We start from the raw sequence: 18,918 nt of genomic DNA, 5'->3' as shown, positions 1-18,918 counted from the left end.
GGCGGCGGGGGCGGCTCGGGAACGGTTGCGCTACCCGGCGCGTGAAACGGCGGCACGGTGGTGGGTAGCCTGCCAGTGTACGCCGCGGGCCGGCAGCCATGCGCCAAGGCCCGCGGCCCTGCGCGGTCAAGGCAGCGGCCGGCGCACATCCTCCATCCGGCGCATCGGCGTGACCACGGCTGCGATGGCCGCGGCCAGCACCAGGGTGCCGCCGCACACCAAGAACAGCCGGTCCGCCGGCAAGACCCGCAGCAGCCAGCCGGTGGCCGCCGCCGCCACAGGCTGCAGTCCCATGAAGATGAACATGAACAGTGCCATGGTGCGACCGAGCAGGCGGGAAGGCACGCGCTGCTGGATCCAGGTGAACAGTCCCACCTGGATGAAACCGCCGAGCAGGCCCACGCCACCCATCAACAGCGCGCCCTGCCAGACCGCCGAGATGCCGCCGAGAGGCGCGATCAGCAGGCCCACGACGGCGTCCACCACCAACAGGGTGGTGCCGAGGTTCACGAGCCGCAGTCGGGGCAGCGCGCCCGCCAGGGCCATGCCCGCAAGCGTGCCGGCCCCGTGCACGCCCACCAGGATGCCGAAGGCGGCGGCGCCGAGTTGCGGGTGGTCGTGCGCGAGCACCGGCAGGGCGATCTGCGTCGGTCCCATCACCAGCACCGACAGCAGCCCCCAGTAGAGGAAGCAGGTGCGCAGCGGCCGGTCGTGCCAGGCATGGGCCAGGCCCTCGCCGATGGAGCGCGCCACGGCGCCGGCCGGTGGCGTCTGCCCGGCCGCTGGCCGCGTCCGCACCCGGCCGAGCATCCAGCCGGAGACGGCGAAGCTCAGCGCATCCAGCGCGAAGGCCACCCCGGTGCCGGTCGCGTCCGCCGGCTGGCGCGCACCCGCTCCGCCGAGCCCGGCGATCAGCAGACCTGCGAACAGCGGACCGACGGACATGCCCAACTGCCGCAATCCCATGCCGACGCCGTTGGCCGCGTGCAGCTGAGCTGCCTCGACTACCCGCGGCGTGATGGAGGTCGCGGCCGGGATGCTGAAGGCGGTGGAGATGCCGATGGCCAGCGACAGTGCGTACAGCGCCCAGAGCGGGCACGGGCCGGCCAGGACCAGCAGGGCCAGCAGGCCGGTCAGCCCGGCGTTCAGCCAGCGCGTGGTGCGCAGGATGCGCAGCGGGGAGTGCCTGTCCACGATGGCGCCGCCTGCAAGTATGAACAGGGCCCGGGGCACGCTGGTGAGGGCCAGTACGGTACCCAGCACACGCGTGTCGTCCGTGTTCTGCAGCACCAGCCAGGGCAGGGCTATCAGCGAGAACTGGTCACCGAGCAGCGACAGGGCCGAGCTGGCCGTGAGCCAGCGGAAATCCCGGTTGCGCGACAGGGGCGCCGGGGCACCGGAAGGGGAGGAGGTCGGAGCGGATGTCATGGGCCCCGAATATCGAGCCTCACGTTGCGTGAGGGTCAAGCGGTGCCGGGTGCCGTTGCGCAGACGCCAGGGCGGCGGTCTCCAGATAGGCCCGTACGGCCGGGCCGAGCGGCGCGCCCGCGCGCAGCAGCGGCTCGGCGGCCGAGGCCGCGAGCAGCTTGCGCCGCAGGTCCGGGTCGTGGCCGCACAGCGTGTCGAACAGAGCACTCCAGCGCCGGACCGCCGCCGCGGCTTCGTCGCAGGACGGGGGCCGCCGCCGGTCCATCAGCGCCTGCACGTCGGCTTCGAGGGCCGCCCATTCGGTGTAGGGAACATGGCCCATGCGGCGCAGGTCCGCCATGTCGACGTGCCGCAGCAGACGCTCCATGCGCAGGTCGATCGCCGCCTCGATGTACGCGATCATGTCGCCCGGCGGTGCGTGATTGCGGCCCTGCGCGCCCGGTTCGGTGCGGAACATGTGCCCCCAGCGCTCCAGCAGGTCCATGTCGCCCTCCATCCAGTGGAGCATGAGGTCCATCCAGCGGTGGGCGAGCTGCTGCACATGTGGGTCATCGGCCGGCAGCCTGCGGTCCATCGCGCCGCGCACGAGATCGCGCACCACGAGCCAGTCGGCCTCGATGCGCTTCCAGTTGCGGAAGATCCACTGCAGTTCGGCCGCGCTGAAATGTTTGCCGTAGGTGGCCATCAGCGCCAGCGAATCGAGCCAATCGCCCATGCTGGGCGCAGATCCGGTCATCAGGCCGTCGCGCAGCAGGGACAGCCGCGCACGCAGTTCGGCGGCCTGGGCGATCTGCCGGTCCAGCGACTCGATCTGTTGCGCGATGAGGTGCCCGGGGTCCGGACCGCCGTCCTCCAGCAGTCCGGCGATGTCGCCGAGCGGCAGCCCGAGGTGGCGCAGCGTCTGGATGGCATGCAGCCGCCGCACGTCTGCCTCGCTGTAGAGGCGATAGCCGGAGCCCGAGCGTCCGGAAGGCGCCAGCAGGCCGATTTCGTCGTAGTGGTGCAGCGCCCGCACCGTCAGGCCGGTGCGGCGCGCCAGTTCGCCCACGCGGAGCCACTGCACGCCCGGGACCTTGCTTCAGCGGCGCACGGACACGAGTTCGACCTCGAAGCGCAGCGTGGCGTTCGGCGGGATCACGCCGCCCGCGCCGGCCGCGCCGTAGGCGATGGCGGGCGGGCAGGTCAGCAGGGCCTTGCCGCCCGGCTTCATGCGCTGCACGCCCTCGGTCCAGCAGGGAATCACGCGGTTGAGCGGGAACTCGGTGGGCTCGCCGCGCTTGTAGGAACTGTCGAACTCCTTGCCGTCCAGGAACGTGCCGCGGTAGTGCACCTTCACCACGTCGGTGGCCTTGGGCGATTCGCCCGTGCCTTCCTTGATCGACTCATACACCAGGCCACTCGCGGTGGTCACGGGCGCCTTCGCGGCGGACTCCGCCGGGGCGCCCGCCGGTTTCTGGGCGCAGGCGGTACCGGCCAGCAGGACGGCGGCGAGGACGGGCAGCAGGGACTTCTTCACGGTTCGGGTCTCCGGTCAAAAGATGCGATGGTAGCCCGCGCGCGTTCTCACGCGAAGTCGGACACCGGCACGCAGCTGCAGAACAGGTTGCGGTCGCCGTAGACGTTGTCCACCCGGCCCACGGGCGACCAGTACTTGGCCTGGCGCAGCGCCGCGACCGGATAGGCCGCGGCCTCGCGCGGGTAGGGGTGCGTCCACTCGCCGCCCAGCAGGCTGTGCGCGGTGTGGGGCGCGTTCTTGAGCGGGTTGTCGTCCTGGGGCCACTCGCCCTGCTCGATCCGGCGGATCTCGCCGCGGATGGCGATCATCGCGTTGATGAAGCGGTCCAGCTCGGCCAGCGTCTCGCTCTCGGTGGGCTCCACCATGAGCGTGTTGGGCACGGGGAAGGACAGCGTGGGCGCATGGAAGCCGTAGTCGATCAGCCGCTTGGCGACGTCCTCGGCCATCACGCCGCTGGTCTCCTTGAAGCCGCGCAGGTCCAGGATGCACTCGTGCGCCACGTGGCCGTTGGCGCTCGCGTACAGCGTGGGGTAGTGGTCCTTCAGGCGCGCGCTGATGTAGTTGGCCGAGAGGATGGCCGTCTCGGTGGCGGCGCGCAGGCCGTCCGGGCCCATCATGCGGATGTACATCCAGCTGATCGGCAGCACGGCGGCATTGCCGAGAGGAGCCGCACTGACGGCCCCCGTGCCGCCCGCCACGCCGGCCGTGGCATGGCCCGGCAGATAGGGCACGAGGTCTTCCACCACGCAGACGGGGCCGACGCCGGGGCCGCCGCCGCCGTGCGGGATGCAGAAGGTCTTGTGCAGGTTCAGGTGGCTCACGTCGCCGCCGAAGGCGCCGGGCGCGGCCACGCCCACCATGGCGTTCATGTTGGCGCCGTCCACGTACACGCGGCCGCCGTGGCGGTGCACGAGCTGGCAGAGTTCCTTCACCTGCGTCTCGAACACGCCGTGCGTGCTGGGGTAGGTGATCATCACGCAGGCGAGCTTCTGGGCGTGCTGCTCGCACTTGGCGCGCAGGTCGTCCATGTCGACGTTGCCGTTCGCGTCGCAGGCCGTCACCACCACCTGCATGCCCACCATCTGGGCGCTGGCCGGGTTGGTGCCGTGGGCGCTGCTCGGGATCAGGCAGATGTTGCGGTGGCCCTGGCCCTGCGCCGCATGGTAGGCGCGGATCGCCAGCAGGCCCGCGTATTCGCCCTGCGATCCGGCATTGGGCTGCAGGCTGATGCCGGCGTAGCCCGTGGCCTGGCAGAGCCAGGCGCGCAGCTGTTCGTCGAGCTGGCGGTAGCCCTCCAGCTGGTCGGCGGGCGCGAACGGATGCACCTGCGCGAATTCCGGCCAGGTGATCGGGATCATCTCGCTCGTGGCGTTCAGCTTCATGGTGCAGCTGCCCAGCGGGATCATGCTGCGGTCGAGCGCCAGGTCCTTGTCCGAGAGCTGGCGGATGTAGCGCAGCATGCCGGTCTCGGAATGGTGGGTGTTGAACACCGGGTGCGTGAGGAAGGCGCTCGTGCGCAGCAGTTCGGCCGGGATCAGCGGGCTCACCCCGTCCGCGAAATCCTCGATGCGCGGCAGGGCCTGCCCGTCGGCGGCGAAGACCGACCACAGCAGTTCGATGTCGGCCCGCGTCGTGGTTTCGTCGAGCGAGATGCAGAGGTAGTCGTTCCAGGCCACGCGCAGGTTGGCGCCGCGTTCCACGGCACGGGCCAGCAGCGCGCCGGTCTGCTCCTTCGTGTGCAGGCACAGGGTGTCGAATGCCGACTCGTGATGGTGCGCGGTATGGCCGAGCGCCACGAGCCCCTTGGCCAGGATGGCCGTGAAGCTCGCCACGCGCTGGGCGATGCGCTTGAGCCCCTCGGGGCCGTGGTAGACCGCATACATGCTGGCGATCACCGCCGGCAGCACCTGCGCCGTGCAGATGTTGGAGGTTGCCTTCTCGCGGCGGATGTGCTGCTCGCGCGTCTGCAGCGCGAGGCGGTAGGCCGGCTGGCCGTGCACGTCCACGCTCACGCCCACCAGGCGGCCGGGCAGCGAGCGCTTGAAGTCGTCGCGGCAGGCCATGAAGGCGGCGTGCGGGCCGCCCGCGCCCATCGGCATGCCGAAGCGCTGCGTGCTGCCCACGACGATGTCGGCACCCCATTCGCCGGGCGGCACCAGCAGCGTGAGCGCCAGCAGGTCGGCGCAGACGATGGCGGCAGCCTGCTTCGCGTGGATCTTCTCCACGTCGGCGCTCCAGTCGGCGAGCCAGCCGCTGCTGGCGGGGTACTGGATGACGGCGGCGAAGAAGTCGCCCTCGAGCGCGGCGTTCCACTCGGCTTCCGAGTTCGCGGTCACCACGCTGATGCCCAGCGGTTCGGCGCGCGTGCGGATCACCTCGATGGTCTGCGGATGCGTGTCGCCCGAGACGACGAGCGTCTGGCTCTTCGACTTCACGGAGCGCTTGGCGAGCGTCATGGCCTCGGCCGCGGCCGTGGCCTCGTCGAGCATCGAGGCGTTGGCGATCGGCATGCCCGTGAGGTCGCACACCATCGTCTGGAAGTTGACCAGGGCCTCCATGCGGCCCTGCGAGATCTCGGCCTGGTAGGGCGTGTAGGCGGTGTACCAGGCGGGGTTCTCGAGGATGTTGCGCAGGATCACGCCCGGCGTGTGCGTGCCGTAGTAGCCCTGGCCGATGAAGCTGCGCAGCACGCGGTTCTTCGAAGCGATCGCCTTCAGTTCCGCGAGCGCGGCCGCTTCGGTCGCGGCGGGCGGAAGCTCCATCGGCTCGGTGCGGGCGATGGAGGCCGGAACGATGCCGCCCACCAGCGCCGCGCGCGATGCCTCGCCGATGACCGAGAGCATGCGCTCCTCGTCCGCGGCATCGATGCCGATGTGGCGGGGCTGGAATTCGGCGGCGTTTTCGAGCGCGGAGAGCGGCGGCAGGGTGGACGTGGGCATGGGAGGGATCCCGGTCAGCGGAAGGAGGGGGGAAAAAGGAAAAGGGGTGCGGTGCACCGGCAGGTGCGCACCGCGGCGGGCGGGGGGCAGCGCCGCCCGCCGCGAGAGCCGGTCAGGCGTTCTTGGAGAACTCGGTGTAGGCCGTCTCGTCCATGAGCGCGTCGAGCTGCGACGCATCGGACAGGCGCACCTTGAAGAACCAGCCATCGCCCAGCGGCGCGCTGTTGGCGAGCGACGGATCGGCGCGCAGCGCCTCGTTCACCTCGACGATTTCGCCGGACACGGGCATGTACACGTCGGCGGCTGCCTTCACGGACTCGACCACACCGGCCACTTCGCCCTGGGCGAAGGTCTTGCCCACTTCGGGCAGATCGACGAACACCACGTCGCCGAGCGCGTCCTGCGCATGGACGGTGATGCCGACGACGGCGGCGCCCGTGTCGGCGCTGTTGATCCACTCGTGGTCGCGGGAGAATTTGACGGTCATGGGGGGCTCCTGGAAGAAAGGGTCCGCGGAAAAAGGCGGCGGGGAAAACGAAAAAAGGGTGGTGCGGCCCTGGAAGGGGCACGCGATGGCGACTGTAGCCGCGGCCGGCAGGCCTCGGGCGCGGACTGCGGCGCGCCGCGGTCAGCCGCGGTGGTAGCGGGCCGGCAGGAAGGGCATGGGGCTGACTTCCATCGGCACCGCCTTGCCGCGCACGATCGCGTGGACCACCGTGCCGGCGGCTGCGAACCCGGGCGCCACATAGCCCATGGCGACGGGCTGGTTCACGCTCGGGCCCAGCAGGCCACTGGTCACTTCGCCGATGGCCACGCCGTCAATGCTCTGCAGGGGCGTGTGCTCGCGCACGGGCACGCGCTCGCGCGCCACCAGGCCCACGCGGCGGCGCTTCAGCAGCGCCGGGTCGTCGATCTGCGCGAGCACCTTGTCGGCGCCCGGGAAGCCGCCCGCGCGCGCGCCGCCGGTGCGCCGCACCTTCTGGATCGCCCAGTTCAGCGCGGCCTCGGGAGGCGTGGTGGTGGTGTCGATGTCGTTGCCGTAGAGGCACAGGCCGGCTTCGAGCCGCAGCGAATTGCGCGCGCCGAGACCGATCGGCTTCACCTCGGGCTGCGCGAGCAGTGCGCGCGCCAGCGCCTCGGCCTGGGCGGCCGGGACGGAGATCTCGAAGCCGTCCTCACCCGTGTAGCCGCTGCGTGTCACGTAGCAGTCGCAGCCGGCGATCTCGAAGCGCCCGCCGGTCATGAACACCAGCGATGCCGTGCCCGGCGCGAGCCGCGCGAGCGCCGCGGCGGCCTGCGGGCCCTGCAGGGCGAGCAGGGCCTGGTCGGGCAGGGGAATGACTTCGCAGCGTCCGCCGATGCGCTCCTGGATGTGGGCGATGTCGCCGGCCTTGCAGGCACCGTTCACGATCACGAACAGGTCGTCGCCGCGGTTCACGAACATCAGGTCGTCGATGATGCCGCCCTCGTCGTTCAGCAGCAAGCCGTAGCGCTGCTTGTGGAGGCCGAGGCCGATCACGTCCACGGGGATCAGCGTCTCGAAGGCCGCGGCGGCATCGGGGCCGACGAGGCGCAGCTGGCCCATGTGGGAGACGTCGAACAGGCCGGCCGCCTGCCGCGTGTGCAGGTGCTCGGCCATCAGTCCGGCGGGGTACTGCACGGGCATGGAATAGCCGGCGAAGGGCACCATGCGGGCCCCGAGTTCGAGGTGCAGCGCGTGCAGCGGCGTGGTGTGCAGGGGGGCGGATTCGGCGGACATGGGCGGAGCGGCCTTTCGGGCGAGCGGGGACGGACGACGCGCGTGCCGCCATCGAAGCGCCACGCCTGTGCCCGCTGTCCGCTTTACCTGAGAGATTCACCACGCCGTGCGCGCGGCCTGGGGGCGGCGCGTGGCGGGCTTGCTCCTTCGGTGGGCCTGCCGTGCAGGGCAGGCCTCTCTCCAGCCGGGGAAACGCCCGCATCCCTGCGGGCGCCTTGCCAGTCCTTTTGCCTGAGCGTTCGGGATTCCCTGCGCCTTCGGCGGCGCCGGCCACCCGTTGCGGGCGCGGCGCTCTCTCCTGACCCGGCGGATTCTAACGGCTGTGCGGCGGCCCTGCGGCGAAGTTCGTCCGTGCCCGGGTTCTGGCGCCACGTGCCTGTCTCGGCGCCGCGTGGAGGAGCACCGTGTGATGGGGTGCCAAGCGCCCCGGGCCGGCGGTAACCGGCCGGGGCCTTGCCATTCGCCTGGCGCCCCGGTGGAGGCGCCCTGTGGGAACGATTGTGCCGGTGGAGTGGCCGACGAATTTTTCGAATTTCTGCAGGTCCGCATGTTCCGCAGAAAAATCTTCTGCCTAACCGGCTTTGCCGGCAGAATGCATCCATGGATCGCATCGACCGAAAAATTCTGGCCGTGCTGCAGGACGACGCCCGCGCGAGCCTGCAGGAGATCGGCCAGGCCGTGGGCCTGAGCCCCTCGCCGTGCTGGGGCCGCATCCGCAAGATGGAAGAGGCCGGGGTGATCGAGGGCTACACCGTGCGCCTCAACGCCCAGGCGCTCGACCTCGCCGACACCGTGCTCGTGCAGGTCACGCTCGACAGCCATTCCGACAATACGCTGGAGAAGTTCGGCGAAACGCTCGCGAGCATTCCCGAGGTGATCGAGGCGCACCTCGTCTCCGGCGATTACGACTACCTGCTGCGCGTGGTCGTGAAGGACACGCGCGACTACGAGCGCCTGCTGCGCGAGAAGCTCTACAAGATCAAGGGCATCCGCCACAGCCGGTCGAGCTTCGTGCTGCGCACGCTCAAGAAGGCGGACCTGCCGCTGCGCGCGGACTGAGCGGCGCTGCCGCTGCCGCTGCCGCCTGGCGCGGAATGCCGGTGACCGTGGCCGGCATGGGTGTGCGCACGGCGCGCCGGAAGATCGAGGGCGGCACGCCCGTGTGCTCCTTGAAGAACCGCGAGAAGTTGCTGGGTGCGGAGAAGCCGAGGTCGAGCGCCACGTCGGTCAGCGGCGCGCCCAGGCCCACACGGCGCATCGCTTCCTCGACCCGCACTGCGCTCCAGAAGACCTGTGGCGTGGTGTTGAGCTGGTCGCGGAACAGCGCGAAGAAGTGCGCGCGGGAAAGCCCCACCCGGGCCGCGATCTCGTCCACCGTCGCCTTGCTGGAGACGTGCTCGCGCATGTGGGCGATGGCGTTGCGCAAGCGGGCGTCGAGCGACGCGCCCACGCCGATGCAGGGCCGGCGCTCCGCCTCCCCCGCGGCGCTCGTGGCCGCCACCAGCAATTCCTCCACCCGGTCGTCGATGTCCGCAGGGGCCGCCTGCGCGGAGAGGATGAGGTCCAGCACCTGCCAGCAGGCCCTGCGCAGCGCGCCGTCGATGTGCAGCCGTGGCGATGCGAAGCGGAAGCCCCGCCCCGCGGCGGCAGCGCGCTCCTGCAGCCAGTCGTGGCGCACCATGAACGCCAGAAACACCGCGGATTCGCCATCGCCGTGCAGCGCCAGGTCGTGCGACTCGAACGCGTTCACACCGAGGGCGGTGTCCTCGCCGTAGTCCACCTGCTGCGTTCCTACGCGCGCGGTGGCGCGCGTTCCGCCCAGCCAGAAGGCGAGCTGTGCCTCGGAGTGTGCATGCGGCACGAGGTCCGCGCGCAGCTCCAGCACGACGGCCGTGCCGAATGCCCCTTCGTGTAACGCATATGCCTCCGCCATGTGCTGCTCCGACCATCGATGGCGGGATTCTCCGGCCGCGCAGCGGCCGGGTTGGCCCCCACCCGGGTATCTCCTTAGGACGCGATCAGACTGTTTGATATGTCGCGCGACGGCGCGATAAGCGCGCGCGGGGGCGAACCCATAAATTGGGAACCGGGCGCGCACTGCACCGGCAACCGCCGCGGTGCAGGCGCACCGATACGCAACCCTCTCTGGAGCAAGAAACCATGCGCCTTGCCGCTTTCATCGTGGACGGGCTTCCCGCGGTCGGACTGGCCGATCCATCCGGGCAGACTCTCTCCGCACTCGACGTCTCCGCTGCCGATGCCGCCCTGGGCGTGCTGCCGCTCATCCAGGCCCTGGCGCGGGGCAAGCCCCTGCCTCCGGCTACCGGCCGCACCCATGCGGTAGCCGACGTGCACTTGCGTGCACCATTGCCCAGGCCGCTGCGCAATGTCTGGTGCGTGGGCCGCAACTACCACGCGCATGCCAAGGAGCTGTCGGCATCCGTGTTCAAGGGCAACGACGCCAATCCCGAGTCGTGGCCGATCGTGTTCACCAAAGTGCCCGAATGCGTGGTCGGCCCGCACGATCCCGTGCAGTTGCCGGCCGGCGTGTCCGAGCAGATCGACTACGAGGCCGAACTGGCCGTGGTGATCGGCCGCGGCGGCAAGAACATCGCCCGCGCCGACGCGCTGCAGCATGTCTTCGGCTACACGATCGTCAACGACGTGACCGCGCGCGACGTGCAGATGCGCCACCAGCAGTGGGACATGGGCAAGTCGTTCGACACCTTCTGCCCCATGGGCCCATGGATCGTGACGGCCGACGCACTGGACGGCACGCGCACCCGCGTGCGCTGCCGGGTCAACGGCGAATTGCGCCAGGACGGCCCCACGGAGCAGATGATCTTCGACATCCCGACACTGATCGAAACCGTCTCCCGCGGCATCACGCTGTACCCGGGTGACGTGATCGCCACGGGCACGCCGGCCGGTGTGGGCATGGGCCTCTCGCCACCGCGCTATCTGCGTCCGGGCGATCGCGTCCGCGTCGAGATCGACGGCATCGGCTTCATCGAGAACGCATTTGTCTGACCGGAGGACCCATGGCGACACACATCATCGAAGGCATGGCCGTGGAGATGGCCGGTGACGGCGAGGCGGTGCTCTGCATCCACGGCTTGGGCGGCTCCTCCAACGTCTGGACGCCCATCGCGCAGGCGCTGCAGCCGTTCCGTCGCGTCGCGCCGGACCTGCCGGGCAGCGCGCGGTCCGGACTGCCGGACGGCGCGCTGTGCGTCGAGGCGCTGGCCGATCGCATGGCCGCGCTGCTGGCTGCACTGGAGGTGGATGCCGTGCACGTCGTGGCCCATTCGCTGGGCACCATCGTCGCGCAGCACCTGGCCACCGCCCACCCGGAGCGCGTGCGCTCGCTGGCGCTGTTCGGCCCCCTGGTGGCGCCGCCCGACGCGGGCCGGCCCGGCATACGCGCGCGCGCCGAACTCGCGCGGCAGGGCGCCGCGGCCATGCAGGACATCGCGGACGCGATCGTGCAGGGTGCGACCAGCGTGGAAACCAAGGCCGGCAACCCGGCGGCGCTGGCTGCCATCCGCGAACTCGTCATGCGCCAGCCGCCCGAGGGCTACGCCCGCAGCTGCGAGGCGCTGGCCGGAGCGCAGTCCGCGCCCATCGAGCAGTTGCGTGTGCCCGTGCTGCTGGTGACGGGCGACCAGGATGGCGTGGCGCCGCCAGCGCGCGTCGATGAGATGGCGCAGCGCATCGCGGGAGCCGAAGTGACCGTGCTGCCCGGCTGCGGCCATTGGACGACGCTGGAGCAGCCCGCGCGCTGCATCCAGGAACTGCAGCGCTTCCACGCACGGTTGCCGCGCTGAACGGCTTCCAGACCGACTGCATTCCCTTTCCGGAACGGGTGCGCCGCCGCGCGCATTCCGCCGGGCATTCCCCACAAAGCAGAAGGAGAGAGACATGACCCGATATGCATTCACGAACGTCCGCATCTTCGACGGCACCGGTGCCGATCCCTATCCCGGCGACGTGCTGGTCGATGGCGGCAGGATCGTGCGGGTGGCGCGCGCTCCCGCGACGGTGGACACCGCGGGTGCGCGCGTGTTCGAAGGGCGCGGCCGTTTCCTCATGCCCGGCATGACCGAGGCCCACACCCATTTCTCGTGGAACGACCAGCCCTCGCTCGCGGCCATCCAGTTCATGCCGCCCGAGGAGCACATGCTCTGGTGCGTACGCGTCGCCAAGCGCTACCTGGAGATGGGCTGGACCTCGGCCATCGGCGCGGCCGCCGCCAAGCCCCGACTCGACGTGGTGCTGCGCAACGCCATCGATGCGGGCGAATTCCCCGGACCGCGCTACCTGGCCGGCTCCCAGGAAATCACCACCATCGGCGCACTGGGCGACAACACCTTGCCCCACATGCCGTTCGAGGAACTGAGCTTCGGCAGCGTCTGCAGCGGCCCCGAGGAGATCCGCCGCTCCGCGCGCACCTTCGTCAAGTACGGGGTCGATCACCTGAAGATCAATCTGTCGGGCGAATACATTGCGGGCCTGCCGGCGGAGATGTCGCCTTTCTCCGAGGAGGAGGTGGCGATGCTGGCGACAGAGGCCCACCGCTACGGCAAACGCGTCGCGGCGCACGCGCGATCCAGCGAATCGGTGAAGCTCTGCGTGCGCCACGGCATCGAGATGGTCTACCACGCGAGCTTCGCGGACGAAGAAGCGCTGGACATGCTGGAAGCCGCCAAGGACCGGCATTTCGTCGCGCCCGGCATCGGCTGGCTGGTGCGCACCACCTACCATGCCGCCGAGTACGGCATCACCGAAGCCGTGGCCACGCAGATGGGCTACAGGCGCGAACTGGAGGTGGCATCGGACACCCTGCGCAAGATGCACCGGCGCGGCATCCGCATCCTGCCCGGCGGGGACTACGGGTTCGCCTGGATGCCGCACGGGACGAACGCTAACGACCTGCAGTACTTCGTGGACTACATCGGCATGACCCCCAAGGAGGCGCTGCTGGCGGCCACTGCCCTGGGCGGCGAGATCATGATGCGCCCCCACGAGCTGGGCAAGCTGCAGGAGGGCTACATCGCCGACATCGTACTGGTGGACGGCGACCCGCTGGCGGACCTGTCGGTACTCACCGAACCGGCCCGCATCCAGCTGGTGATGAAGGAAGGCGCGATTTTCAAGGAGTGCTCCACGCCTGCGCCTGCGGAAGCCGCCCTGCACCTGGAAGGCGGCGACCATCCGCTGCGCGAGGAAGGCGTGAAGGAGGCGCTGGCCGAGATGTCCTGAGCCGCTGGCGGATTCCGCGCCGGCTCCGGCGGCGGCGCTGGCATCCGCGCGCATCAGCCCAGCAGCAGCGCGTCGTCCGCCAGCTTCTCGCCGCGCACCTTCTCGAACATCTGCAGCAGGTCGGGCACGTCCAGGCGGCTGCGTTCCTCGCCCGACACGTCCAGCACCACCTGGCCCTGGTGCAGCATCACGGTGCGCTGGCCCACGTCCAGGGCCTGGCGCATGCTGTGCGTGACCATCATGGTGGTGAGCCGGTTCTCGGCCACGATGCGGGCCGTGAGCCGCAGCACGAAATCGGCCGTGCGCGGGTCGAGCGCGGCGGTGTGTTCGTCCAGCAGCAGGATGCGCGAGGGCTGCAGCGCCGCCATCAGCAGGCTCACGGCCTGGCGCTGGCCGCCCGAGAGCAGGCCGATGCGGTCGGTGAGGCGGTTCTCCAGCCCCAGGCCCAGCGTGGCGAGCCTTTCGCGGAAGGTGCCCCGCTGCTGCGCCTTCACCGCGCCGCGCAGGCCGCGCAGCGTGCCCCGCTGCTGGGCGAGCGCCATGTTCTCTTCGATGGTCAGGTCTTCGCAGGTGCCGGCCATCGGGTCCTGGAAGACGCGCGCCACGCGTTTCGCCCGCGCCCAGACGGGCTGGCGGGTGACGTCGTCCCCATCGATCGCGATGCGGCCCGTGTCCACCGAGAGGTCGCCCGAGATGGCGTTCAGGAAGGTGGATTTGCCGGCCCCGTTGGAGCCGATCACGGTGACGAACTGGCCGGCCGGAATGTCCAGCGACATGCCGCGCAGCGCGCGCGTCTCGATGGGCGTGCCGGGGTTGAAGGTGATGTGCAGGTCTTGTGCGCTCAGCATGGTGCGGTCCCTTTCAACGCTGCTTCGACGCGAGCTTGCGCTTGATTTGCGGAATCACGAGCGCCACGGTGACCAGCACGGCCGTCACCAGGTTCAGGTCCTGCGCCTTCAGCCCGATGAAGTCGCTGTTGAGCGCCAGCGCGATGAAGAAGCGGTAGACGATGGCGCCGATGACGACGGCGAGCGTCGCCAGCACGAGGCGGCGCGAGGGCAGGATGCTCTCGCCCACGATCACGGCGGCCAGGCCGATCACGATGGTGCCGATGCCCATGGAGATGTCCGAGCCGCCCTGCGTCTGCGCGAACAGGGCGCCGGCCAGCGCCACCAGCGCGTTCGACACCGCCATGCCCAGCAGCACCATGGCGCCGGTGTTCACGCCCTGGGCGCGGGCCATGCGGGCGTTGGAGCCGGTGGCGCGGATGGCCAGGCCCCGCTCGGTGGCGAAGAACCAGTCCATGGCCAGCTTGGCGGCGACGACGATCACCAGCAGCAGGGCGGGGCGGGCGATGTAATCGGCCAGGCCCTCGGGCTGCAGCAGCGTGAACAGCGTGGGGTCGTTGATCAGCGGCACGTTGGGGCCGCCCATGATGCGCAGGTTGATGGAGTACAGCGCGATCATCATCAGGATGCTGGCCAGCAAGTCCATGATCTTCAGCTTGACGTTGAGCCAGCCGGTGATGAGCCCGGCCACCGCGCCCGCCGCCGTGGCCGCGAGCGTCGCCACATAGGGGTTGGTGCCGGTGGAGATGAGCACGGCGCAGACCGCGCCGCCCAGCGGGAAGCTGCCGTCCACCGTCAGGTCGGGAAAGCGCAGCAGCCGGAACGAGATGAAGACGCCCAGCGCGACCAGGCTGAAGATCAGCCCGATCTCGACGGCGCCGAGCAGGGAGAAGAGGGACATGGCGGGAGGCCTTGCGAAAGCAAAGCAGGAGCCGAAGCTCCTGCGGGCTGGGGAAGAAGAGAGGCTGCGTGCGGCCCGGCACGGGTGCCGGACCGGGGCAGGCTCTTATTTCACCACGTGCGCGGCGGACTGGATGAAGGCGTCGGAGAGCTTCACGCCCTGCTTCTCGGCCGCACCGGGGTTCACCGTCAGCTCCAGCTTGGTGCTGATCTCCGGCTTGATGTCGCCGGGCTTCTCGCCCTTGAGCACGCGCACCACCATGCGGCCGGTCTGCTCGCCCAGGTCGCGGTAGTTGATGCCGAAGGAGGCGATCGCGCCGCGCTTGACGCTGTCGGCATCGGCCGCCACCAGGGGCAGCTTGGCTTCCTGGCCGACCTTGACCAGCGATTCGTAGGCCGACACCACGTTGTTGTCGGTGCTGGTGTAGATCACGTCGGCCTTGCCGATCAGGCTGCGCGCGGCGCTGCCCACATCGACCGAGCGGGGCGCGGCGGCCTCGACCAGGGTCATGCCCATCTTGGGCAGCAGGGCCTTGAGTTCCTTGACCACGACGGCGGAGTTGGCCTCGCCGGGGTTGTAGACCACGCCGACGCGCTTGGCGCCCGGCACGACCTGCTTGACCAGTTCCATCTGCTTGTCGAGGGCCAGCAGGTCGGAGACGCCGGTCACGTTGTTCTTGCTCGGCTCCCAGTTCTTCACCAGCTTGGCGGCGACCGGATCGGTCACGGCGGAGAAGATCACCGGCACCGTCTTGGTGGCGGCCACCACGGCCTGGGCCGACGGGGTGGCGATGGCGACGATCGCATCCGGCTGGTCGCCCACGAACTTGCGCGCGATCTGCGCGGCCGTGCCGGTGTTGCCCTGGGCGCTCTGGTACTGCCATTTGAGCGTCTTGCCGTCTTCGTAGCCGGCGGCCTGCAGGCTCGCCTTCACGCCGTCGCGGATCGCATCCAGCGCGGGGTGCTCGACGATGGCCGTCACGGCCACGGACTTGGGCGCGGCGGCCTGCTGGGCCACGGCGGGGACGGAGACGGCGGCCAGGGTGGCCGCGGCGGCCAGCGCGAGGGCGCCGAACGGATGCTGATTCATGCTCGAACTTTCTGCCTGCCCGGCCACGCACGGGGCGGGGCGCGGGGGCGTGACTGCGGATGCCCGCCGGAGGCGGGCGCGGTTTCGCCGGAACGGAACCGGGCCCGATGGACGGCAACGCCCGCGGGGCCCGGGGTGGGGAGTCTACTGCGCACGCCGCGGCAGGGCCCGCAACGGCCGCGATGCCGCAGCGCCGCGCTGCGGATCGGCGGAAAGCCGCTGGAGAGGGGGCGTCGGTGCGGGAAGGGCCGCTCAGCGCCGCTTCGGCACCGGCGCGGAGGCATCCTCCTGCGGCACCCACAGGATGCGAGCCACGTCCACGCCCAGCGAACGCGCGCGGGCCAGCAGGCGTTCACGCACCACCGCATGCAGCGTGGGGGTGCGCGACAGGATCCAGAAAGCGTCCCGGCGCGGCCCGATCACCATCGCCCAGCGGTAGTCCTCGTCGAGCGCCGCAACGAAGTAGCCGGCATAGAACGGGCCGAAGAAGGACACCTTGAGCGCGCCCGTGCCGGTGTCGCCCAGGAATTCCGCCCGGCCCACGGCTTCGCGCCAGCGGCCGCGCTCGGGGTCGTAGCCGCGGTTCACCACGCGCACGCTGCCGTCGCCGCGGCGGCTGTAGTGCGCGCTGGTGCGCACCAGGCCGCGCTCGAAGCGCTGGTCGATGCGCGCGACCTCGTACCAGTGGCCGGCGTACCGGTCGATGTTGAAGCCCCGCACCGGCTGTACGCCGGCCGGTGGCCGCACGTTGGCCCGCAGGTACAGCGCCGCCGCCGCTCCGGCCGCTGCCGCCGCGGCACCCAGTACGAGCGGCGTGGCGATGGGCGTGCGGCGGTGGGTGGTGTAGCGCTGTAGGTCTGGACGGGGCATCTCTCGGGGCTCCTGCAAAGGGACGGGCAAATGCCACGAGTCTCGCGAGGTGCCATGCGGCGCCCTGTAGGCGCGGGGCGCACCTGGTCGTGGGAATGCGCCGCCGCCGAATTCTTTTCGCAAAGCTGAATCCGGCCGGCGCCGCGCGGCGTATCCGCATGCAGGGACGTGCTGCGGGAGGCGAGGGCCGCGAACAGGGCCGCGCCGCCCGTGCCCGGCCCTTCCCACGGCAACGGCGTATCCGCCGCTGGACCGACATGTGCCATTCCGTGCGCCGTGCGCACCCCACAGGAGCCACCATGATCGACCTTCCCGCATCGCCCCAGGAAATTCTGCAGCGCCGTTCCGACAAGCTCAAAGAGCGCCGGATGTTCTTCCGCAAGACCGGCGGGTTCGCCGCCGGGATGGCCGGCGGGGCCATCCTGACGGCCTGCGGCGGAGGTTCGGGCGACGCCATCGGCGCGGACGCGCCCACCGACGCCGAAATCCTCAACTTCGCGCTGAACCTCGAATACCTCGAAGCGCAGTTCTATCTCTACGCGACGACCGGCGCAGGCCTGCCCGATGCGCTCACCACCGGCACGGGCACGCGGGGCACAGCGCGCGGCGGCAGCCGGGTGCCGTTCTCGGACCCGGTCGTGGCGGCCTACGCCAAGGAGATCGCCGCGGACGAACTGGCGCACGTCGCCTTCCTGCGCAACGCCCTGGGCTCCTCGGCCGTGGCCATGCCGTCGATCGACGTGGGCGGCACCGATCCCAACGGCGCCTTCTCCAAGGCCGCGCAGGCCGCGGGCCTGGTGCCGGTGGGCACCGCCTTCAACCCCTACAAGGACGACCTCAGCTTCCTGCTGGGCGCCTTCATCTTCGAGGACGTGGGCGTGACCGCCTACAAGGGCGCCTCGCCGCTGATCCAGAACAAGACGTACCTGGAAGCAGCCGCCGGCATCCTCGCCGCGGAGGCCTACCACGCCGGGCTGGTGCGCACCGTGCTGTACGCGAAGGGGGTCGATGCGCAGGCGGCGGCCGGCAAGATCTCCGACGCCCGCGATTCGCTCGACAACTCCAAGGACGTCGACCAGGGCATCGCGCCCGATGCCGCCGGTGCCGCCAACATCGTGCCGCTGGACGCCAACGGCATCGCCTACAGCCGCTCGCCCGACGACGTGCTGAACATCGTCTACCTGACGCGGGATGCGGCGAGCCAGGGCGGCTTCTTCCCGGCGGGCGTCAATGGCAACCTGCGCCTGAGCAGCGCCTACATGTAAGGCGAGTCCGGCCGGTCCCGGCGGGCGTTCGCTTTCGCCTGCCGGCCGGCGTTCCCATCCAGAGAACGCAGCAGAGGAGGAGTCACCATGCCCACGATCCACAGCGGTCCGCCCCCGGCCGCCACGGCACCGCCACCCTCATCCGTTCCGAGGCCGCTCACCTGGCGGCAATGGCTGGGGCTCGCCATCGCCGCGGTGGGGGCGGCGGTCCTGGCTTCGCAGGCGCTCCAGGGCGTCTGGTCCAACGACGAACGCATGCGGGGCGCGCTCGTCGGCGGGCTGATGGCCGCGGCCGCCACGGCACTGGGTGCGCTGCCGGTGCTGCTGTCGCAGAAATTCTCGCAGCGCACGCACGACACCATGCTGGGCTTCGGGGCGGGCGTGATGCTGGCGGCGAGCGCGTTCTCGCTCGTGATCCCGGCCATCGCGGCGGCGCGGGCCCAGGGCGCGGGCCCCTGGGGGGCCGGCGGGACGGTGGGCGCGGGCATCCTCCTGGGCGCCTTCCTGCTGCTCTGGATCGACCGCGCGGTGCCGCACGAGCATTTCGTGAAGGGCCTCGAAGGCCCGCAGGCGAGGGCGTTCAAGAGGGCCTGGCTGTTCGTGCTGGCGATCACGCTGCACAACCTGCCCGAAGGCCTGGCGATCGGCGTCGCCTTCGCCGGGCCGGACGGCGTGGGCGCCCAGGCCCTGGCCGCCGGCATCTCGATCCAGGACGTGCCCGAAGGCATGGTGGTCGCCCTCGCGCTGCGCGGCGTCGGCTACGGCCGCTGGGCGTCGGCCGGGCTGGGGCTGGTGTCGGGCCTGATCGAGCCGGTCGCGGCGGTGGCCGGTGTCGCGCTGATCGGCCTGTCGGCGGGGCTGCTGCCCTGGGGCCTGGCGGCCGCCGCCGGTGCGATGCTGTACGTCATCAGCCACGAGATCATTCCGGAATCGCACCGGCAGGGCCACGAGACCTCGGCCACGGCCGGGCTCATGCTGGGCTTCGTGGCGATGATGCTGCTGGACACGGCGCTCGGCTAGGCCGGCCGCCGGCCGGGCGCC

The 18,918-nt window shown here is 70.6% G+C and carries 17 protein-coding genes and 2 riboswitches; of the genes, 6 read left to right on the top strand and 11 right to left on the bottom strand.

Going from position 1 to position 18,918, the window contains the following annotated elements; genetic code table 11:
- Positions 1–126 precede the first annotated feature (126 nt).
- From Q9R47_RS00425 to gcvT, 6 genes are all read right to left on the bottom strand, one after another.
- Entirely contained in the window at positions 127–1,428 is a 1,302-nt protein-coding gene (locus tag Q9R47_RS00425) for an MFS transporter (RefSeq protein WP_311231290.1), read from the bottom strand.
- A gap of 19 nt (positions 1,429–1,447) precedes the next feature.
- A complete protein-coding gene (locus tag Q9R47_RS00420; RefSeq protein WP_311231289.1) occupies positions 1,448–2,491 on the bottom strand; it encodes a MerR family transcriptional regulator in 1,044 nt (347 codons plus the stop codon).
- A gap of 15 nt (positions 2,492–2,506) precedes the next feature.
- The gene (locus Q9R47_RS00415; protein ID WP_311231288.1) at positions 2,507–2,944 is read right to left on the bottom strand and encodes an FKBP-type peptidyl-prolyl cis-trans isomerase; all 438 of its coding nucleotides are present in this window, start codon (positions 2,942–2,944) and stop codon (positions 2,507–2,509) included.
- Between the two features lie 47 nt (positions 2,945–2,991).
- Positions 2,992–5,883: an aminomethyl-transferring glycine dehydrogenase gene (gene gcvP, locus Q9R47_RS00410; RefSeq protein WP_311231287.1), complete on the bottom strand. Its 2,892-nt coding sequence runs from the start codon at positions 5,881–5,883 to the stop codon at positions 2,992–2,994.
- Between the two features lie 112 nt (positions 5,884–5,995).
- A complete protein-coding gene (gene gcvH, locus Q9R47_RS00405; RefSeq protein WP_311231286.1) occupies positions 5,996–6,370 on the bottom strand; it encodes a glycine cleavage system protein GcvH in 375 nt (124 codons plus the stop codon).
- 141 nt (positions 6,371–6,511) lie between these two features.
- Positions 6,512–7,642, bottom strand: coding sequence for a glycine cleavage system aminomethyltransferase GcvT (gcvT, locus tag Q9R47_RS00400; protein ID WP_311231285.1), 1,131 nt, complete (start codon positions 7,640–7,642; stop codon positions 6,512–6,514).
- Positions 7,643–7,706: 64 nt separating this feature from the next.
- Positions 7,707–7,836, bottom strand: a riboswitch (glycine riboswitch).
- A 19-nt stretch (positions 7,837–7,855) separates the two neighbouring features.
- A riboswitch (glycine riboswitch) is annotated at positions 7,856–7,953 on the bottom strand.
- Positions 7,954–8,242: 289 nt separating this feature from the next.
- Between gcvT and Q9R47_RS00395 the strand changes: the two genes are divergently transcribed.
- Entirely contained in the window at positions 8,243–8,701 is a 459-nt protein-coding gene (locus Q9R47_RS00395) for an Lrp/AsnC family transcriptional regulator (protein ID WP_053843023.1), read from the top strand.
- Here Q9R47_RS00395 and Q9R47_RS00390 read toward each other — a convergent pair.
- Complete coding sequence (locus Q9R47_RS00390) at positions 8,667–9,575, bottom strand: AraC family transcriptional regulator (RefSeq protein WP_311231284.1); 909 nt, start codon at positions 9,573–9,575, stop codon at positions 8,667–8,669. The two genes, Q9R47_RS00395 and Q9R47_RS00390, sit on opposite strands and share 35 nt — an antisense overlap.
- A gap of 227 nt (positions 9,576–9,802) precedes the next feature.
- On the opposite strand from Q9R47_RS00390, the gene Q9R47_RS00385 reads away from it, so the two are divergent.
- The 3 genes from Q9R47_RS00385 (at position 9,803) to Q9R47_RS00375 (ending at position 12,904) form a co-directional block, all read left to right on the top strand.
- Entirely contained in the window at positions 9,803–10,672 is an 870-nt protein-coding gene (locus Q9R47_RS00385; protein WP_311231283.1) for a fumarylacetoacetate hydrolase family protein, read from the top strand.
- Between the two features lie 11 nt (positions 10,673–10,683).
- Entirely contained in the window at positions 10,684–11,469 is a 786-nt protein-coding gene (locus Q9R47_RS00380; RefSeq protein WP_311231282.1) for an alpha/beta fold hydrolase, read from the top strand.
- A 94-nt stretch (positions 11,470–11,563) separates the two neighbouring features.
- Positions 11,564–12,904, top strand: coding sequence for an amidohydrolase family protein (locus tag Q9R47_RS00375; protein ID WP_311231281.1), 1,341 nt, complete (start codon positions 11,564–11,566; stop codon positions 12,902–12,904).
- 53 nt (positions 12,905–12,957) lie between these two features.
- Here Q9R47_RS00375 and Q9R47_RS00370 read toward each other — a convergent pair whose 3' ends face one another.
- The 4 genes from Q9R47_RS00370 to Q9R47_RS00355 all read right to left on the bottom strand — a co-directional run bounded on the left by Q9R47_RS00370 (position 12,958) and on the right by Q9R47_RS00355 (position 16,612).
- The gene (locus Q9R47_RS00370) at positions 12,958–13,752 is read right to left on the bottom strand and encodes an ABC transporter ATP-binding protein (RefSeq protein WP_311231280.1); all 795 of its coding nucleotides are present in this window, start codon (positions 13,750–13,752) and stop codon (positions 12,958–12,960) included.
- A gap of 13 nt (positions 13,753–13,765) precedes the next feature.
- On the bottom strand, positions 13,766–14,653 hold the full coding sequence (locus Q9R47_RS00365) for an ABC transporter permease (RefSeq protein ID WP_311231279.1): 888 nt from the start codon (positions 14,651–14,653) through the stop codon (positions 13,766–13,768).
- A 105-nt stretch (positions 14,654–14,758) separates the two neighbouring features.
- Positions 14,759–15,742, bottom strand: a complete 984-nt coding sequence (locus tag Q9R47_RS00360) for an ABC transporter substrate-binding protein (protein WP_311231278.1) — start codon at positions 15,740–15,742, stop codon at positions 14,759–14,761.
- Between the two features lie 252 nt (positions 15,743–15,994).
- A complete protein-coding gene (locus Q9R47_RS00355) occupies positions 15,995–16,612 on the bottom strand; it encodes a lipocalin family protein (RefSeq protein WP_311231277.1) in 618 nt (205 codons plus the stop codon).
- Between the two features lie 299 nt (positions 16,613–16,911).
- On the opposite strand from Q9R47_RS00355, the gene Q9R47_RS00350 reads away from it, so the two are divergent.
- Both Q9R47_RS00350 and Q9R47_RS00345 read left to right on the top strand, forming a co-directional pair.
- Complete coding sequence (locus Q9R47_RS00350; protein ID WP_311231276.1) at positions 16,912–17,877, top strand: ferritin-like domain-containing protein; 966 nt, start codon at positions 16,912–16,914, stop codon at positions 17,875–17,877.
- 87 nt (positions 17,878–17,964) lie between these two features.
- Positions 17,965–18,897: a ZIP family metal transporter gene (locus tag Q9R47_RS00345; RefSeq protein ID WP_311231275.1), complete on the top strand. Its 933-nt coding sequence runs from the start codon at positions 17,965–17,967 to the stop codon at positions 18,895–18,897.
- Positions 18,898–18,918: the final 21 nt, after the last annotated feature.

The organism is Acidovorax sp. PRC11 (genome assembly GCF_031844105.1).
In the GTDB taxonomy this organism is placed as follows: Bacteria; Pseudomonadota; Gammaproteobacteria; order Burkholderiales; family Burkholderiaceae_C; genus Paracidovorax.
The sequence above is the reverse complement of the archived record's forward strand: the minus strand, read 5'-3'. Positions and strand labels throughout refer to the sequence as shown.

What these genes read in the sequence shown, in the direction of transcription:
- Q9R47_RS00425 (WP_311231290.1), bottom strand. Translation starts at nt 1,428, where the DNA reads ATGACATCCGCTCCGACCTCCTCCCCTTCCGGTGCCCCGGCGCCCCTG.
- gcvP (WP_311231287.1), bottom strand. Translation starts at nt 5,883, where the DNA reads ATGCCCACGTCCACCCTGCCGCCGCTCTCCGCGCTCGAAAACGCCGCC.
- gcvH (WP_311231286.1), bottom strand. Translation starts at nt 6,370, where the DNA reads ATGACCGTCAAATTCTCCCGCGACCACGAGTGGATCAACAGCGCCGAC.
- gcvT (WP_311231285.1), bottom strand. Translation starts at nt 7,642, where the DNA reads ATGTCCGCCGAATCCGCCCCCCTGCACACCACGCCGCTGCACGCGCTG.
- Q9R47_RS00395 (WP_053843023.1), top strand. Translation starts at nt 8,243, where the DNA reads ATGGATCGCATCGACCGAAAAATTCTGGCCGTGCTGCAGGACGACGCC.
- Q9R47_RS00390 (WP_311231284.1), bottom strand. Translation starts at nt 9,575, where the DNA reads ATGGCGGAGGCATATGCGTTACACGAAGGGGCATTCGGCACGGCCGTC.
- Q9R47_RS00385 (WP_311231283.1), top strand. Translation starts at nt 9,803, where the DNA reads ATGCGCCTTGCCGCTTTCATCGTGGACGGGCTTCCCGCGGTCGGACTG.
- Q9R47_RS00380 (WP_311231282.1), top strand. Translation starts at nt 10,684, where the DNA reads ATGGCGACACACATCATCGAAGGCATGGCCGTGGAGATGGCCGGTGAC.
- Q9R47_RS00375 (WP_311231281.1), top strand. Translation starts at nt 11,564, where the DNA reads ATGACCCGATATGCATTCACGAACGTCCGCATCTTCGACGGCACCGGT.
- Q9R47_RS00370 (WP_311231280.1), bottom strand. Translation starts at nt 13,752, where the DNA reads ATGCTGAGCGCACAAGACCTGCACATCACCTTCAACCCCGGCACGCCC.
- Q9R47_RS00365 (WP_311231279.1), bottom strand. Translation starts at nt 14,653, where the DNA reads ATGTCCCTCTTCTCCCTGCTCGGCGCCGTCGAGATCGGGCTGATCTTC.
- Q9R47_RS00360 (WP_311231278.1), bottom strand. Translation starts at nt 15,742, where the DNA reads ATGAATCAGCATCCGTTCGGCGCCCTCGCGCTGGCCGCCGCGGCCACC.
- Q9R47_RS00355 (WP_311231277.1), bottom strand. Translation starts at nt 16,612, where the DNA reads ATGCCCCGTCCAGACCTACAGCGCTACACCACCCACCGCCGCACGCCC.
- Q9R47_RS00350 (WP_311231276.1), top strand. Translation starts at nt 16,912, where the DNA reads ATGATCGACCTTCCCGCATCGCCCCAGGAAATTCTGCAGCGCCGTTCC.
- Q9R47_RS00345 (WP_311231275.1), top strand. Translation starts at nt 17,965, where the DNA reads ATGCCCACGATCCACAGCGGTCCGCCCCCGGCCGCCACGGCACCGCCA.